This is a genomic window from Bacillus sp. 1A, from assembly GCF_052682215.1.
In genome coordinates this window covers 3,543,017-3,561,890 of record NZ_JBQYLZ010000001.1, presented here as the reverse complement: position 1 = coordinate 3,561,890, position 18,874 = coordinate 3,543,017, and the positions used below count along the sequence as shown (strand labels likewise).

12 protein-coding genes are annotated in these 18,874 nt (G+C 32.8%); 3 read left to right on the top strand and 9 right to left on the bottom strand.

The window, feature by feature from the left end:
* Window positions 1-15 precede the first annotated feature (15 nt).
* A complete protein-coding gene (locus ACUN0F_RS18170; RefSeq protein WP_001186936.1) occupies window positions 16-1,473 on the bottom strand; it encodes an MFS transporter in 1,458 nt (485 codons plus the stop codon).
* 403 nt (window positions 1,474-1,876) lie between these two features.
* On the opposite strand from ACUN0F_RS18170, the gene ACUN0F_RS18165 reads away from it, so the two are divergent.
* Together ACUN0F_RS18165 and ACUN0F_RS18160 are read left to right on the top strand one after the other, a co-directional pair.
* Entirely contained in the window at window positions 1,877-2,137 is a 261-nt protein-coding gene (locus ACUN0F_RS18165) for a hypothetical protein (protein ID WP_097916683.1), read from the top strand.
* An 87-nt stretch (window positions 2,138-2,224) separates the two neighbouring features.
* Window positions 2,225-3,721: a glycosyltransferase family 2 protein gene (locus tag ACUN0F_RS18160; protein WP_264462164.1), complete on the top strand. Its 1,497-nt coding sequence runs from the start codon at window positions 2,225-2,227 to the stop codon at window positions 3,719-3,721.
* A 143-nt stretch (window positions 3,722-3,864) separates the two neighbouring features.
* On the opposite strand, the gene ACUN0F_RS18155 is transcribed toward ACUN0F_RS18160, so the two are convergent.
* The 5 genes from ACUN0F_RS18155 to ACUN0F_RS18135 form a co-directional block, all read right to left on the bottom strand.
* Window positions 3,865-4,107 carry a hypothetical protein gene (locus tag ACUN0F_RS18155; RefSeq protein ID WP_000752473.1) on the bottom strand — a complete coding sequence of 81 codons (243 nt, stop codon included), beginning with the start codon at window positions 4,105-4,107 and terminating at the stop codon, window positions 3,865-3,867.
* 569 nt (window positions 4,108-4,676) lie between these two features.
* Window positions 4,677-6,998: a glycosyltransferase gene (locus ACUN0F_RS18150; protein ID WP_445540833.1), complete on the bottom strand. Its 2,322-nt coding sequence runs from the start codon at window positions 6,996-6,998 to the stop codon at window positions 4,677-4,679.
* 52 nt (window positions 6,999-7,050) lie between these two features.
* Window positions 7,051-8,568 (bottom strand): glycosyltransferase family 2 protein, encoded by a 1,518-nt coding sequence (locus tag ACUN0F_RS18145; protein ID WP_445539868.1) that lies wholly within the window; start codon window positions 8,566-8,568, stop codon window positions 7,051-7,053.
* Window positions 8,569-8,943: 375 nt separating this feature from the next.
* Entirely contained in the window at window positions 8,944-9,966 is a 1,023-nt protein-coding gene (locus tag ACUN0F_RS18140; RefSeq protein WP_264462167.1) for a hypothetical protein, read from the bottom strand.
* 296 nt (window positions 9,967-10,262) lie between these two features.
* Window positions 10,263-11,480 carry an aspartate aminotransferase family protein gene (locus ACUN0F_RS18135; RefSeq protein WP_445539867.1) on the bottom strand — a complete coding sequence of 406 codons (1,218 nt, stop codon included), beginning with the start codon at window positions 11,478-11,480 and terminating at the stop codon, window positions 10,263-10,265.
* Between the two features lie 252 nt (window positions 11,481-11,732).
* Between ACUN0F_RS18135 and ACUN0F_RS18130 the strand changes: the two genes are divergently transcribed.
* Entirely contained in the window at window positions 11,733-13,112 is a 1,380-nt protein-coding gene (locus tag ACUN0F_RS18130) for a catalase (RefSeq protein ID WP_445539866.1), read from the top strand.
* 208 nt (window positions 13,113-13,320) lie between these two features.
* On the opposite strand, the gene colA is transcribed toward ACUN0F_RS18130, so the two are convergent.
* The 3 genes from colA to ACUN0F_RS18115 form a co-directional block, all read right to left on the bottom strand.
* A complete protein-coding gene (colA, locus tag ACUN0F_RS18125; RefSeq protein WP_445539865.1) occupies window positions 13,321-15,957 on the bottom strand; it encodes a collagenase ColA in 2,637 nt (878 codons plus the stop codon).
* A 502-nt stretch (window positions 15,958-16,459) separates the two neighbouring features.
* The gene (locus tag ACUN0F_RS18120; protein ID WP_215561596.1) at window positions 16,460-16,972 is read right to left on the bottom strand and encodes a hypothetical protein; all 513 of its coding nucleotides are present in this window, start codon (window positions 16,970-16,972) and stop codon (window positions 16,460-16,462) included.
* Window positions 16,973-17,084: 112 nt separating this feature from the next.
* Complete coding sequence (locus ACUN0F_RS18115; protein ID WP_264462171.1) at window positions 17,085-18,839, bottom strand: adenine deaminase C-terminal domain-containing protein; 1,755 nt, start codon at window positions 18,837-18,839, stop codon at window positions 17,085-17,087.
* Window positions 18,840-18,874: the final 35 nt, after the last annotated feature.

Genomic DNA, 18,874 nt, shown 5'->3' with positions numbered 1-18,874 from the left:
CTTCTACGTTACTTTTTAAATTGAAGCATTTTTCCCTGCTTCAATTTCTAATGACTCTTCATGCCACCAAAGTGTTTCTTCAGGGTCTTCTTTTGCAATCTGGTGTGCTTCTTTTTTCGATTCTACTGTAGGATATGAACCTTTTAGTGCACGTCCTGAAGTTGTAACGAATAATACACTAAATACGACTAATCCAATAATACTTACACCTGCTAAATAAAATGCCGGTGCAAGCGGGTTACCGGTTGCATGAACTAAGTATGAACATACGAGCGGTGTTGTTCCACCGAATATCGATACAGAAATATTAAATGAGATCGAAAGCGCTCGATAACGTACATCGGTGAAAAATAGTGATGGTAATAATGAAGGTAATGTTCCTTCATATACGCTTAGGAAGAATCCTAATACGAAAATACCTGCAAATATAGCTGCAATATGTCCGTTACCTATTAGTAAAAATGCTGGAATTGCAAATACTGTTAAACCAAGTAAACCAATTTGCACGACGCGTTTATTACCAATTTTATCACTTAATTTACCGAAATAAAGTGCTAGCGGAATCATAAGTGCCATCGTAATAGAAATAATTAATAAGCCAGTTGTTTCTTTGACTTTAAGTACTTGAGTTAGATAAGAAGGAATATACGAAAGAATCATATAATTCGTAATATTAAAGAAGGCGACAATTACTGTGCTTAATAAGAAGTCTTTTTTGTGATATTTTAATATATCCATAAATGAAAATTGTTCGTTGTCTTCAGATTCCTCTTGTGCTTTTTCCATCTCTTCAAAGATGGGAGATTCATCTAAATGACGGCGTAAATATAAACCGACCAAACCAATTGGTGCAGCTATTAAGAAAGGAATACGCCAGCCCCAGCTGAGCATTTGCTCATCTGTTAACAATAACGTCAAAATGGTAACAATTACCGATGCAGCAATGTAACCTGAGAGTGTTCCAATTTCAAGACCACTACCGAGTATACCACGCTTTTTATCTGGAGAAGATTCTGCGATATAAACCATTGCTCCTGAATATTCGCCGCCTGTAGAGAAGCCTTGAATCATTCGGGCAACTAAAAGTAGTATTGGTGCCCATACACCAATTTGTTCATAGGTTGGTAGTAATGCGATGAATAATGTAGAAAGTGCCATTAAAATAATAGTAGTACTTAACACGATTTTTCGGCCGTACTTATCTCCTATTCTACCAAAGAATACACCTCCGATTGGTCGAACGAGAAAGGCCACTGCAAAAGTAGCAAATGTAAGTACAAGTTGCAATCCACTATTATCAACACCTGAGAAGAATAATTGACTTAAGATAACCGCTAAATACGCGTATAATCCGAAGTCAAACCACTCCATTGCATTCCCTATACCAGTAGCAACTACTGCTTTCCTGGCTTGTTTAGGATTGACAATATTAACGTCTTGAGGTTCAAAATTTAAATCATTATTTTGTTGCATATAATAAAACAGCTCCTTTTTTAATTTAACTTCTTTAAGCACACCTTCTCTTATTGAATAAAATTAATTCGAAGCACTTAAGGAAAAGCAACGTCTCCTTGTCTGTTATTATTATTTCACATAATTAAATATTTGTCCAATTAAATGCTCTTTTTGTATAAATTTACACCCTATTTAACTTTTTATAAAATGCAGTTTAAGCTATATAATATATACCTTTACACTACAAATGAACCTTTCATTTATTTATATTTATAACGCTACTATAATTGCTTCCTCTAACTTAGAAACCAGTAACTTTTACTAAAGATTTGCATATATTTAAAAAGTGAACTCATTAGCTCGAATTCTGTTTTATTACATTCAACTATAATATTATTATAGTTTTAAAGGAGGCTATTTTATGTTGGAAATAATACTTTCACTTACTACTGTTTCTTTTCTCTTAATTATTTCTGGATTTTTCATTACCTTAAAACAATATAAAGAAATTAAAAATATAAAGACTATATTAACTACAAAAAAAGAAAATGAGAAAACTCCATCCGAAAACTCCATCCCTCTGCAATTAGACCTTAGCGTTCTCAATAATTTACTCGCTTCAGGAATAAATAAAGGTTCTAATACAAGTAATGAAAATTGTGAGTCTGATAAAACTAAATGATTGTTATGCTTATAACAAAAAGAAAATGTATCTCCTCTTTTATCTAATCTTATTAACAACTACCTCTGATTAAAAAGGAGACTGCTTATGTGTAAAAATCCAATTTCTATTATTATCCCCATACAACATAAAATAAAAAATTTACCTGAAATTTTGAAAGCATGTGAACAACTACAGCCTTTAGAAATTATCCTTACTATTGACGGATATATCCAGGATTCAATTGAGAATGCAGATTCCTACAATTGTGAAATTATTACACTAGAAGAACCGATAGAACCTACTAATTGTTATGTAATTGGCGCCAAAAAAGCAAAGGGAGGGTATCTCTTATTTTTAGATGAAAATTACATGGTTCCCTCCTCCTTACTTATACAATTTCTTCAACCATTACTAAATGGATCTGCTGACGTCGTATTAAATAATTTAGATGCTTTTTTTCATCAAAAACAACAGCCCAATTTAGCAATGATTTGGCAGCAAGTTACGAATCATTTTTTTCATCGTCCAGATTTAAATGTTAACTCCTTATTATTTCCTCCCTATGCAATGACAAAAGAAGTACTTGAGGTAATTACTTCAGATAGTTTATCAAATCCAATATTGGCACAAATGAAAATTATTGAACATAAATTTCGGATTTGCGATCAATTAAAGATTTCTATCCCTCAAGTCCCCTCTTTTCCTTCAACTCAACTCATTCATTATCATCTTGCAGCCATTGCAAATTGGATCAATCTAGTGCGAGATCAAAGAGGAAACTATACCGATTGTAATCGAAAGCGTGATATTATTTTAGGGCTTCAAAACGGTGAACCAAAATACATCCCAAAAATAATTACAGGTAAAGAGTTTTATTCAAATACTTATGGAGATAAGCAATTATCAGTTATTATCCCTGTTCAAAATGAAGAAAAAACGATAGAATCTGTCATTTTTGAGGTACAGAAATTAAAACCTTTTGAAATTATCGTTATTGTTAATGGATCAACAGATAAAACAGAGGAATTGGCGAAGGGTTGCGGTGCAACAGTTATAAGTTACGAAGAAGCACTTGGAAATGATACGGGACGTGCTGTCGGTGCCTTTTTTGCTAAAGGTGAAATACTATTATTTGTAGATGGAGATTTCTTAATTTCTAGTTATGATTTATTACCATTTGTACAATCTATCCAAAATGGCACGGACTTAGCTTTAAATAAACTAGATTACTACTATATGTATCGTCTCCCCTATTCTATCGTCACCGCATGTAAATATGCTATCAACTTAGCATGTAATCGGAAAGATTTAGGTATGGGATCCACAATTGCTGTCCCTCATGCTTTTAGTCGAAAATGCATTCATACAATTGGGTTTGATTCACTTCTTTCCCCAACCTTAAGTCAAGTTAAAACAATTTTAGCAGGCTTTCATGTACAAAATGTCCATTCTGTCGACGTTGATAAATTGAATCGTGTTCGACCTGAAAAACACTTCTCTGAAGAAAGTTCCCTTTCATTAGCAACACAACAAATCATTGGCGATCATATAGAAGCAATTTCTTACCTCATCGAACAAAAAAGAGGTAAAGAGTGCTTTTAATTATACATCCTACCTACTAAATAATATATTATCTCATTTTTAATATATGACAGAATAAAAAAGATGGGTTGTAACCATCTTTTTTATTTTTACATTAGATCAAAAGAAAAGTAGAAGGCAGGCTTTTCATTTCTGTATCTTTCTTAAGAAGTTTGAAAAGAGAGGCTTGTTAATGAAGATTCAACACTTAAATCATCTTTTAGTGCAATTGAGAAACATGCAACTAATGGTAAAGTAATAACAATTGATCCACTAGGACTAATTACAATTGTAGGACTTGTCCCACATGTGCCCCCACAATCCACTTCTGCATCAATTCCACTACCAGGGGTAATTGTAATTTTAAGACACACATCTAAACAAACATTATTCGTAGTACATGCCATAACTCTCCCTCCTTTCTCTTAACAATATATGCAGTTGATTGAATTTGGACACGACTCTCCTACTAAATTTTATAAATTAGCTGCTATTTTCTTATCAGTTTTATATATATTTAATTTATTATTAAACTAGATAAATTAATTAATAAATTCAGATCATCTTTTACTGAAATAGAAATACATGCGATAAATGGTATTACATTAAAATCAGATGAAAATTCATAATTGCACCTTAGAGATATTTCTGCCCCAACATTTGGATAGACCTTAATGTCTAAATACATATTAAAACACCTTTTATTGATGTAAGAAAAGGTATTCCCTCCTTACTTGCATCTGATATTAAGTTATATAGAACTTATCGTTACTTCATTATTTATTTTTTACTTGATATACTTAAAATAAGTTAAAATAAAAAAGTAAAAACCTCTTCATGTATTTTAAGAAGTTTTTACTTTTCACTTACACCTGAACCAAAATGGTAACTTTTTTAAATTTTGTTTTCATTCCAATACTCAACTTATACTCTATCCATTGCTATTCCACGCCTATTAATAATAGTAGCTTCCAAATTAAAATAAATCTTTAAAATCCCTATTCTTTAGTAAATATGAAAGCCCTTCTACATGATCACCGGTAATTCTCAATACAGCTGGTGGATGTCCTACTGTTGCAAAGTGCTCATTTGGACGAATACGATTTGGTTTCATTACATCTACAAAATGGACACATTCAACTTTATATCCTTCTAATATTGCCTTTACTTGCGCAACACACGCTGTATGAAGAGTATCCCAGCCAATTCCCTCTAAACATTTTCGACTAATAGCGTGGGGAACAGCAATTGTAGATCCCAATCCTAAATCTTTACGGTTACAAGCAATATTCAACATATATTTATATAAATTTACAATATATAGGGGAAATCTAAGATTTAAATTTAAATCGTTTAAAGCTATATCAACACCATCCGTAACAGCCTGTGTTAACGGATGAAGATCTTTTGCTGGAATAGCAAAATCAGCATCAATAAAGAGAAGTATATCCCCTGCGGCTTCTTGTGCACCAATTGCCCGTCCTACATCATGCCCTAATGCTTCTTGATAAACAATTACGGTTGCCCCTAATTGCTTAGCAATTACTTCTGTCCGATCTGTTGACCCATTAATGACAACAATTATTTCTTTCGGTTCAACTTTTCTTGCCTCAAGAATAACTTCTTTAATCGTCGTTTCTTCATTTTGTGCTGGTATAATAATTGATAACTGTTTCCCATTATAAATCGATGAATTCAAACCCCATCCTTTATGAAAACTTGAATAATTCTTTTGTTTTTTTAGTTGCTCTATAATTTCTCTTTTTCTTCCTCCATCTGTATAGTTACCTCTATCATCTTTTCGTTGTAACCAACTTTCCAAAGCTTTTACATTCTCTTTAATCTCACATACTTCTAATTTAGTTAATTCATTTTTATAGAAAGAGGTTTTGTTTGCGGGTATATTATTCAAGGAGGTGTTAGTGATGGCTGACGAGGATTGTAGTCGCCACCCTTTCTCAATAAGAGTTACTTGGGACAGAATAGGGTTCTGCAAGATATCATATCCAATGTCTTCAATTGCTTTTTTAGTAATAGCATATGGCATAGATAACATCGAATCATATTTTAAATCCATACGCCCCAATACATCGTTTACTATTTTTCTATACACCATAGCAATGCTTGGCCATTCTACTCTCATCTTTTCAAAACATACAGAGTCTATGTTATTCAAGATTACATCCTGTTCCTTTTTTAGTAGTGGTTCTATAAATCGTTCTAATTCTACCGAAAAAATAACATCTTCTCCATTTAAAAATAAAATTACATCTCCATTAGCGATTTTCACCCCATAAACTGGTGCTTTCCATTTATTTTTTTCTTCAATAACAACAACGTTACTCTCAACAAATGTAGGTATGGATTGTATCGCACTCATTCTATCATCAGCTACAATGATAATTTCTAATGGTTTTATATGGTGCACTTTGTTTAAAATTTGATTCAATTTCGATTTTTCTTCTCCTAAAACTATAACGACTGACAGTGCCACTTCTTTTTGTTCTTTTTTTACAGTCTGATTAGGCTTTACTTTTTTTATATATTCAATTGTTTCACTCTTACCTACCGCTGCATGCCCTGCTTTTTTATCGAAATATAAGTCTATTACAATTTGATTTACTTCTGTATCTTTATCCAGTTGTTCTAATTCAGAAATGAATGGTATTAAATGATTTTGCACATCAAATTCACACGCGAAATTTTGCAAAAAATAAATATTCGGTACATATTTAATGTGATTAAAAAATTTCACAACATTAATTCTTTCGCCAAATTTCTCCTCAACTTCTTCTCTTGATAAACCTGGATAAGACAAATCGAAAACTAGATTTATTGGTACAGGTATCCATTTTAATAAATTTGTTTGAGGATTATTAATTAAAACTGTGGAGCCCTTAACGAATCCAGCTAAAATTAAAGACATAAACCCTCCCCCGGAACTGCCATAAAACAACACATTTTTCGAATCAATTTTTAACTTTGTAAATAATATTTCTAAAATATTTGCTATATCTTGTAAGTAAAATCTATCTAACTCCCCTTGTCCCCAACCTAAAGATAATTTTCCAAGATATAATGTAGGATCATTATAATATATAACAGTATCTTCAAACTCTTCCATCCAAGAATGTCTATGAAAAATAGGTGGACCAATTGGCTGTTCTTGAAATCCACCTGCTCCGGATCCAAAAACAATAGTGTTAGAAGCACCCGGCTTAATACGAATTAAAAATTCATACGTTACTTTACCCCAATCAACCTTGAGTATAAATGGTTCTGTAGTTTGAAAATCCATTTGCCATAATTCTTCATATGAAATGTTAATTTTTTTGTATTGGTCTAACAGTTTAATCACCCTTTCCATCTATTTCAAGGTGTTCTATTAAGTAAGAGAGAGCTTCAACGTGATCACCAATTATTCTTAATACCGCTGGAGGATGTCCATTATGACTTACATTCTCCATTAAACGAATTCTATTCGGTTTTACAACATCAACGTAATGTACACATTCTACTCTATACCCTTGTAATATAGCTTTTACTTGTGCAAGACTAGGGCATAGTAAACTTTCCCAGCCTATTGCATCTAAACATGATCTACTCATAGCATGTGGAATCGCTACTAATGAGCCATTACTTAATTCTGGACGATTACATGCTAAATTAAGCATATACTTTACGACGTCTACAACATAAAACGGAGGATGTAACATCGGATTCAAATCATTTAATGCTATGTCTACACCAGCTGAAACTGCTTTTGTAAAGTGATGCAAATTACTTCCTGAAACACTAAAATCACCATCAATAAATAAAAGAATATCTCCTGTAGCTTCAAGCGCTCCAATAGCACGTCCAACATTATGACCAAGTCGTTCGTTATATTCAATAATAGTAGCACCAAATCTTTTAGCAATATTGGCCGTTTGATCTGTCGAACCATTTACAACGACAATTATTTCTAGCGGTTCTATTTTTCTTGCCTCAAGTATTACTTGTTCTATAGTCTCTTCTTCATTTTGCACTGGTATAATGACAGATAGTTGTTTCCCATCATAAATTGAAGAATGCATTCCCCAACCTCGATGATACGAAGGATACTGCTTGCTTTCACCTAATCTTTGAATAATATCTCTTCTTTTTCCTGCATCAGTAAACCCTACTCTTCTTCCTTTTTTCTCTATCCATTTAGAAATACCGATTAAATATTTTTCCACTTTCTCTTTTTCATTTTCTGATAATTCTTTTTTTAATAAATACCCTTCTTCTTCTAACATTTCATCTTCAGATAACGTTTTTATTGCATATTGATCGTTAATCCGCCAGCCTTGATTCACTATGTTCATATGAGCTAGAACGATATCTTTTATATAATCAAAGCCGATATTTACCACTACTTCTTTCGTAAGTGCATATGGTAATGAAAATATTGAATTGCTTTTTAAATCTGGTCGACATAAAATTTCATTTAACATTTTTCTCCAAACAATATCCATATTTGGACATTTACCAACTTCTATAAATTTATCTATTTTGTTTAATACTACATCAGCCTGATTTGTAATGACTGGCTCAATAAAATTCTTCATTTCATTTGAAGATAATAAAGAATTACTATCTACAAATAACAATACATCTCCTTTTGCTGCCTTTACAGAAGCTTCATACCCATCATAATACGTACTATATTTATCCATCAAAACAATATGGCATTTATGTTTCTTTGCTATTTCATACAAATTACTTCTATCGTTAGGAACGAAAATTATAATTTCAAGAGGATTTAGCTTCCATATAGATTGAATTGACTCTTCTAATATTTGTGCTCTTTCACTATACAAAATAATAACCGTTAACGATTTCATTACACGCCCCCTTTACACATCATGTGACATAAAGTGAAACTTTAATCAGTGGGGGTTTTCTTCATCCCCCACTGATTATTAGTTGAACCAATCGGACTTTTATGGGCAGTTGATCCCCCTCCTAACTTCTTTGCTTTCGCTGAATTTTGAGGTGAGGGTCTTACTGCCCATTAAAGCGGGATAAAATATTAAGTATTACCATTTCCTATGAATTTGCTACTTTATTAACATATTCAAAAGTGAATTATACTGTGTAAAAACAACCGTCTATTTTTGAAAATATAAGTTCTACACTCGCTTCCTTCCTCTTATCATTGTGTGTTACAACAATCCCCATTTAAAAACAAAAAAAGCCCTAATTTCTTTAGGACTCTTTTAAACTAATTTATCAATATTATTAATTTTATATACTACCTTTTTCCATGTTATACCGCGATCTGTTGTATTAAATATTTCTTTTTTATTACACGCCCAACCTTTACGCCGATTAAAAAAATGCAAACAAAATACATTTTTTAACAATGGATTACTTGATACTTTGATCCATTTTGATCCTTTTTTTATTATTTGATATACACTTCCATTTTCACTATTTATAACCCAGCCATAATAGGAACTAAAAAAAGAAACAGCCACTTTACTAGTATTTATTGTTTTATTTGAAATATGCCACGAATTCCCCTTATCAAATGAGTAATTCATTAAAAATTTGTCATCATTCATTTTAGTTGGTATTACTAAAAGGTTATTTTTATAGATTGCTTTATAAGCCATAGCAGTCCCAGTATTAATTCCTTCAAGACTTGGAATATCTTTTATAGCTTGCCAACTTTCCCCACCATTTATTGTTTTAAATACCGTTGATGTTTCATATTGTTTTTGTAATGAAATAAATCCGACTAAATCGTTTATAAATGTTATCCCTGAAATACTATCACTAATACTTATATTTTTTATTACTTTCCAAGCTTTCGCTTTCGTTTTCAAATAGTATAAATTATGTTCAAATTTATTTGATGCAAGCTTTCTAGATAATACAATCCATATACTATCCATATCCGTAGCATGCAATTGCACTTGAACATCAGTCGATTTCTCCCACTCTTCTTCAACCGGTAAAATAAACTCACTCCATCTTTCTCCTCTATTAACTGTATAAAATATAGCTGGCAATAGATCGTCATTCGTTTTTGTTAAACCATATGCCCAAGAGCTTCGAGCATTTATTGGATATGCAAATAATACAATTGAATTTAGAGGATTAACAACATCCCATTCTACTCCTCCGTTTCGAGTATATAAAATGGCTTGCTTTTTATTTGCATATTGAATACCAGCCCAACCAAATCTATCAGTTCGCATTTGTAAAGAAGTAAATTGAATATCATTATTTTCCAATATATCACCTCATTCTTATCATATATATATTCGTATGCTATTATTTTCAAAACGTTCTATCACTCGTTGTTAGTACCACTCGTTTTATCTACTATCTTTATATTTACTTTCTCTTTTCTTCAACAGTAAAATATCATTCAATCATGTATCAAATATAATGAAATTCCTTCTATTTTTTTCGTTATCATTTACCAACAACTGTATTTTACAAAATTCAACTATAAAAAATGCACCCCAATTGTAAAACTATTTTTAACAATTAGAGTGCACTTTATATAAAATTTAGCCCTTAACTTTTAAGCACTTACTACAGCAGCAACTTTATCCATACAAGAAATAAATTGAGTAATAAATGCATCAATTTCTTCTTTCTTAATTATATATGGAGGAAGTAAACGGATGATGTTCCCTTGTGTAACGTCCACTAACATCCCTTTCTCCATTAGCTCTACCTGCAATTTCTTCACATTTTCATTCGTATCATTCAAACTAATTCCAAACATCATACCAACATGACGTACTTCCTGAATATAATAAGAATTTTCTTTCTGAATTTCTTGCAATTTATCATTTAGATAGTGTGACGTTTCATACGCTTCTTGCATTAAACCATCGTCAATCAATGTGTTTAATACCGTTAACCCTAAAGCGGTTCCCATTGAAGAATGAGCAAACGTTGTGCCGTGATCTCCTGGTGCAAATACATCACATAACTTTTCACCTACAATAATTCCGCCAAGCGGTATCCCACCTCCTGCTCCCTTACCAATTTGAATAATATCCGGAGCAATATTGAAATTTTGATAAGCAAATAGTTTACCAGTTCTCCCCATACCACTTTGAACTTCATCAACGATAAGAATAACATTATATTTATCACATAAGTTTTGAACACCATGTAAATATTCACTTGATAAAGGGTATATCCCCCCGCTTCCTAATACAGGCTCTAGCATAATCGCAATTGGATTTTCTTTAACGATTGTTTCTTCTAATTGCTCTATATTCTCACGCTCTACTTCATATACCGGAATCGATGTTTTAGGGAAATTTTGATATACACTTTCTTGTCTCGTAAAATGAAGTGCTCCTAACGTACGCCCATGGAAACTATTCTTCAGCACTACGATTCCTTCACGTTCCTCTCCCGTATTAGCTCTATATTTATCAATTAATTTTAATGTCGTTTCTGTCGCTTCCGTACCAGAGTTTGTAAAAAAGACCTTTCCGTTTTTTAAAGAGCAGTCAACTAATTTCTTTGCATACTCAATCGCAACTGGATTTAAAAAATGAAATGGAAGATGCAACGATTTCGTAACTTGTTCCATTGTCGTTTGTACAATTTTTGGATGATTATACCCTAATACGTTCACTCCGACACCAGAAAATAAGTCTACATACTCTTTTCCATCCACATCATAAAGCTTGCACCCTTCTCCTCTTTCTATCGCAACCTTCGTACGACAATACGTAGACATCATATATTCCTTATCTAATTGAAACCAATCCGACATGTTAAATTCCTCCTAGTTATTTTCCCTGTTTATTTATGTTTATTCTCTATAAATTCATTTTTCAGATTAAAATTTTAATAGTAATTTTCTTCACGATATTCATTTTTCCATAATTTCTTCTATTTCAACAGGTCCACTACATGTGCATTTTTTTCATCTAGCGGTCTGTTACTACTTTGCATGTCATACATAATCAAGATTATAAAATCATATTTAGTAACAATGGATAAAAAAGATTTGGAGGCTATATCGATGAATGAAAACTATGATAAACAGGGGCAATCTTTACTAGGGAATGACTTTAATGAAGATAGAGAACGTAATGAGCAAGCTACACTTCACTCACAAACAGTTGGTTCACGTGGACCTGTTCTAGAGCAAGATAGTGTACTTCACGAGACGTTACAAGAATTTATTCACGAAAAAATTTTAGAAAGACCTGTTCATGTAAAAGGATTTGGTGCGTTCGGTTATTTTCAAACGATTTATCCAATGTCTGAACATACGAAACTAAATTTTTTACAACAGTCTAATGAGAAAGTTCCCGTTATGGTACGATTTTCATTAGCTGTTAGTACGAAAGGCACACCTGATACTTCTAGAAATGTACGCGGTTTTTCTACAAAATTTTATACAAAGGAAGGCATTTTCGACCTTTTATGTAACCACATCCCTGTCTTTTCCGTTCGTGATCCGATGCGCTTCCCAGAAACGATTCACGCGTTATTACCTTCACCTAAAACTAACTTAATAGACCCGAATAGTTTTTGGAGCTTTGTCGCTAAAGCACCTGAATCCATTCATTTCGTTATTCATTTATATTCTGATGCTGGTACGGCCAAAAGTCTTCGCCACATTCCGGGACATAGTGTTAATACATATGTTTGGAGAAATGCAGAAGGTAACCGAAAATATGTAAAGTATCATTGGTACCCATTTGAAGGTGTACAATTCATTACTAGTGAGGAAGCAATTAAACTGGCTGCTGAAAACCCTGATTATAGCGGGAAAGATTTATATGATGCAATCGCAAATGGTAAACCAGTGGAATACGGATTATACGTCCAGCTCATGGACCCAAAAGATGAAGAACATCTTTCTTATGACCCTTTAGATGATACAAAAGTATGGGATGAAAAGGTGTATCCTCTTATACCAGTCGGCAAAATGGTATTAAACAAAAATCCTGAAAATTATATGGAGCAAGTAGAAAAAGTCGCCTTCTCCCCTTCTAATTTACTAGACGGCGCAGAACTATCAGATGATAAAATGTTGCAAGGGCGGGCTAACATTTATAGTGATTCTCAAAGAAGAAGAATTGGACCTGAGTTCCGCAAATTAACGATTAACCAACAGCAAAATTGGACACCTGCTAATCAAATAACGAGCGGTGACGGAAGATACGTTGAAGGTAAACTTGAAAGAACTTCTATTACGAAACAGGATGACTTTACGCAGCCTACTGAATTTTATACGAAGTTAAAACCGATAGAAAAAGAACATCTTGCTAAAAACTTAGCTAGTGATATGAAAGTTATATCCCATGATATTAGGAAGATAGTTTTGGGGTATTTCAATCAAGTATCAACTGATTTGAAAACAAGCATTGAGACAAAAATGAAAGAGCATTAAGAAGATTAAAACATGCTTTACGAATGAGAATTCAAATCTATATTAATTATTTTCTTGTCAAAATCCAATGAAGTTATTTAATTTAAAAATATAAAGCCAATATATCCCTGTTCTATAATTAGAACAGGGATATATTGAAGTAGTTTAATGTTTAACATTAAATACTTTATTTAGCTAAAAAATGCAATAAGTAGCCTTTCAAAACAAACTATTTTACCTGTACCGTATAATTCCCTGTTCCACCACCATACTTATATACACTTAAGTAATATTTCCCTGGCTTTGCATTATAATTTCCAAGCAATTTGTTTCCATCACGTTTTGTTGCATAAGCTACATAATTATTTAGATCTGATTCAGAATATAATACCCAGTTCAGTCCAAGATTTTGTTCGTTCGTAACAGAAATCTGTAAATCTTTTTGATCCTTTACATCAATAACAAATTTATCCCCCTGATCTTGATCGCTCAAGGTTCCTTTTAATAAAATATTCAAGGATAGTGGATTTGCTGTTTCAAATGAATTATTTGGTTCTTTTTCTACAGCCGTACCTTCTTCTGTATTCACTCCGCTAAACACAACATCATATTCATATTGTCCAGCATTATTTACACGGTAATTTACAAAATAAGCAGTCAATGTTTTATATCCAGTCCACTCTTTTCCTGAAAGGCGTTTCAACATATCATTTGTTGCTTCATTCATCACTTTCCAGTCCTCAACTTCTCCTTTAGCCGCACTTCCTGTATATGTCCCCTGTAGTGTAAATGTATTAAAGAATTGTGATTTATTCTTTGTTACTTTCACATCTTTTAATTTCGCTTCATTCGTAATATCTGAAGTAACGTCCGAAAGCGATTTTGGATCATGCTGAGTTAAATACTCATCTGATACTTGTGGAATTGTATACTTATCGCGATTATCAATAAGCATTTGCATATAAGATTGATATTCTTCATTTAACTTATTATCTTTGCTTAATGTAACACGGTATGCATCGTAACTTGAAACATCATTTGCGCGAATTAAATCATGTACTTTATCGAACATTTCTGGGCGTTTATTATACATATATGATTGCAGTGCAAACGAATAATTATAAAAATCCCACGTTCCATATTTCGCATTTAATGTTTGTGATGCTGTATAACGTTTTGCAGGATCATTAGATAACCCACCAATTATACTTTTTCGCGGTACTACACTATCTAATCGCGTTGCACCTGCAAAGAACTCTGCATTCCCTTCTTCAAACCATGTTAAACGTTCATTTTGATACATTTCTCCTTGTCCCCATAATCCCTGAACTTCGTACCTTCCTTGTAAGTAGTGCGTAAATTCATGGCGGAACAATTCTTCCAAACTATAAATACTTTGCTCTGATGTACGTTCATATGTAAAGAAAGTCCCTGTCCCTTCAATATAAATCCCACCATTATTCGTTTCATATCCGTACAGTTGACGATTAAATTGATACTCATCTGGGCTATTATAAATAACCATCGTTAACACATCATCAGCATGTCCACTTTCAAGTGGTTTATCGCTACCAACTGTACGATAAAATTGAGAACGCACTTCTTTTGCCGCCCAGTATAGACGTTTAATTTTCTCTTCGCTAACTTTATCCCCAGCTTTAAAGACAATTGCTCCATCATCAAACGTATACGTTTTCGGTAAATATTTCTCTTTACCCTCTTCTCGAATTTGATCTAAATTTACAGTTTTTCCGTTCGCATCTATTCCTCCATAATTTGTAGTAATTTGTTCTGCCGCAACAAAGTATTGCTCTCCTAAATATGGATAAATTCGCATTGCATCTGTAACAACTTGTTGTCCTTTTGTCGGCGTGCTATGAAGCTTGCCCAATCGGCCAGCATAGTAAATTCCGTTATTTATTAACCATCCATTTTTATCTGATACAGTACCAATAAGTGCGAAACGACTTACTTCATTAATAAAGTTATCGATATTTCGATACCACATCGTATCTTTCGGCTCTTTTCCAGTCGTGTACATATCCGTCTGAATATCAAAGTCAATTCCCTTCATCAACTCATATATAGCGTCTCCTTTTGTTCGGTCTTCAATAAAAGTTGCAAGATTATCGTTATATTGTTTAAAAATTTCACCTGCATATAAAACCGTTTCAACATCTGCTGATGCATTTCCGATTAATTTTCCATATGATGCAATTACTTTATTTTGTTCTGATGTACCAAGTTTGAAATTTGGATTTTTTGCAATTGTTTTTAAAGCTGGTAAACATTTATCATGGTAGCTACGCTCATTTAGTTTGCTTAATTCATCATGGTAAAAACCTAAATAAAATGCTGCACGTAGAGCTTCTACTAATGTTTCAATCCCTCTTGAATCATCTTTCGTATAAGCTTGTCCTTGTTCTGCTAGTTTATTAATAATCGCTTGCATTCGGTTATCATCTTGATAGAATTTAAGACTATCACTATTAAACTGAAATAATTCCGGAATTTGATACCATTTAATTGTCACAAGAAGATCAGTTAATTGTTTGTTATTTAATTGATTTAACTCAGCCATCGAATACTTTTTTTCTTCAGCTAACGGTTTAATATTATCGGTTGGTGCTAGTGGACGCTGCGATAAATCCGCTAATTTTAACCGTTTTGTAAAAGATGCATTTTCTTGTACTTTTGAAGGGTGCGCCAATTCATCAACAGATTTCTGTATTCCTACCGGCTCCATTTGTAATACATTCTTCACATTTTTCTCTTTTGTCTCTGCTTGAATTTGCAAACCATTACATGTTATTGTCACTAGTCCAACACCAAGAATCCACTTAGAAATTTTCGAATATTTAACCATACCATTGCCCCCTGACGTTTTAAAAGAAAATTCTGAATTTTAAAATCAAAAAAACACTTATTTGTATGTATTTACAGTTCCGCTATAAATACAACTATGATCAATAATGCAATAGTAGCTTGTTTTATACTATTACGAGTACAGATTCCTTACATACAATCTCCCTTCCTTACATTTAATACAAGCAAAAACTGTGCCAATCATATTTCTTATGAATAGCCAACATTCTTTTATAAATACTGTAGAATAAAATATACATAGGTGGTTCGGCAATGTATAAATCATTTGACACAAAATCTAATGTTTATGAAGAACAAATTCATTGAATGTTATAAGTTCATTAGCCAGTAATTAATTTTCAACTAACAACATCCCAATTTTTAAATCTCTCAAAAAAGGTAAACAAACATATTCCATAAAGCTAATATGTTCGTTTACCTTTTTCTATTTCAAATCAACAGCAAAATATCGTTAAATAAAAACAGCATTAATAAGTATTTTGTTACTCATTTCTCTTTTTCATATAATCTTTTTCACATTGCAACGGCTTGAATTTCACTTTTTTCCCTTTCTTCTTTTTCGTTTTTATAACGAGCCATTCCCCTTTTTCAACGTCTAGGTTTAGGCGTTTCATTACATTGATATTATCTTTTTCTTTATAAAGTAAAAATGCTTCTTTTGCACTCACAAATAAGCTGGGCTGCTCGCTAAATCCACCACTATCATAAATTTTAGTTAGCGAATTATAATAAGAATCATTTTCCTTTCCACCATACATCAAATGGGCAGCCTCCAGATTTCTTTTACTTACTTCCCAAAAACTATGTTCATCAATATTTAAATTAAATGTGGATTTAATATCACTTATTATATTCTTCACATGCTTGTCATCTCGAATTTTCCTTTTTTCAAGACAATCAGAAGATAACTCTGGTGCATCCGTTTGAGAATGTACAACTTGTTGAATAGATACACATAATATAAATACACTTAAAATATACAATATTTTTTTCATACTTACGTTTCACCTCAAGTAATTTAGATACTATATTATTTGAGGCTCACTATATTCTTATGCTAACAATGTGAAAGGCCCTATAAATTGGACTTTTATAGGGCCTTTCATATTAACATTGTTTTATCAAATTCACTGGTGAAGCCATTACCTTACTATTTTTCACATCATATAGTCCTATAGGTGTTACCCGTATAAAAGGCAGGTGCGTCGCAGAAAAGAATAAAATGGTAAATGCCGGATCGTCATACGCGTAACCACGCTCTTTTAGTAATTTCACCAACTGTTTCTCTTCTTGTATTAATTCACTCATTTTTAAATTAGACATAATCCCGAGCAATGGTAATGCGATTTCGTGTAATACTTCATTCTTTTCAGCTATTACCATTCCCCCGCCAAGCTCTTTTACTCTATGAAAAGCTGTAAGCATATCTTCTTTATTCTTCCCAATAAGAATGATGTCGCCGGTACCAGAATAAGAGCTAGCAAGACCACCTAGTTCTTTCGCAAAACCTTTCACAACTGTATTCACTCGCCACGTACCGTCACGAGCAATCATCATAAGAAAACACTCATCATGATCTAAAGAAAGTTCATCACAGTTTAAATCAATTTCAGTCGTGTATGGTTTTGTTATAACGTTATTTAATAAATATATACCCACTTTATGAGAAAAAATCATATCCTCTTTTTCTATGGACCAGTTTAATAATAGTGGAGTTACTTTGAATTTACTCCAGTCTATTTGTAATGATTCATTTTTATTTACTCCGTCACGCTTCACCCATTTCCCCTTTGCAATTACACTTATTGGAACCGGGTTTTCTTTACTTTCCAAAATATTTATATTAGCAATTCTACCTGTCGCAATTGAACCATGTACATGTTCCATATTATAATAACGAGCGATATTATAGCTTGCCATATGATAAGCATCTATTATTGGCACTCCTTGTTTTATCGCGGTAGCTATCATTACGTTTGTCATTCCATTTTCATAAAACGAAGGATGTGAGCCGTCTGTAGTAAGAATAAATCTATCAAACTGCTTTACTCCTAGTTTCAACAATTCTTTCAGTAACACTTCTAAATCTGGGCGTATTGAAGAATTTCTTAGGGAAACCGTGTAACCTTGCATAAGACGAGTGAAAGCTTCCTGCCCTGTCATCGCTTCATGATCACAATCTGTACCTAACAGTTTTAACTTCGCTAAAGTCGTTTCAGATGCTCCTGGAAAATGTCCTTCCACTTTTTTATGTAATCGTTTCGTTTCCTGCACCCAATGTAACATTTCATCATCGCCATGTAATAACTTTGGCCACGCTGTTAGCTCGCCACCTTGAAGAACTGCTTTATGCTTAAGCCACTCTATTATTTCTTCACGATTAAATAAAGATTCCCCGTTTTGCAATTCAGTTTGTCCATCAAAACGACACCACCAATACATACTTGCTGGAATCTTTTCAAATTCATCTAATAAATGAAATGATTCTTCACGCTTTAATGTGAAAAATAGAGTTAAATTATCATTAATAAAAGTTGCTGTTCCAAATTGCATCGCATGATTCGCTAACGTTTCTGGATTATATAATTGATATGGATGTGCATGCGGTTCTATGTAACTAGGAACTACATACTTTCCATCACAATCAATGACTTCACATTCATGTAGTTGCGCTGGCAATTTTCCTCCTACATATACAATGCGGTCATCATAGATCCAGATATTTGCTTGCATCCACTCACGCATATAGGAATTTAAGTATGTTGCATTCCTTAATACAATGTGCGGACTTCTCGTTCCGTCTATGACTTCAACATGTTCTCGTAATTGTTCGTTACTCCATCTGAAATACTTTTGTTCCACTGTATTCAACTCCAATGCTATATTAGTTTATATAA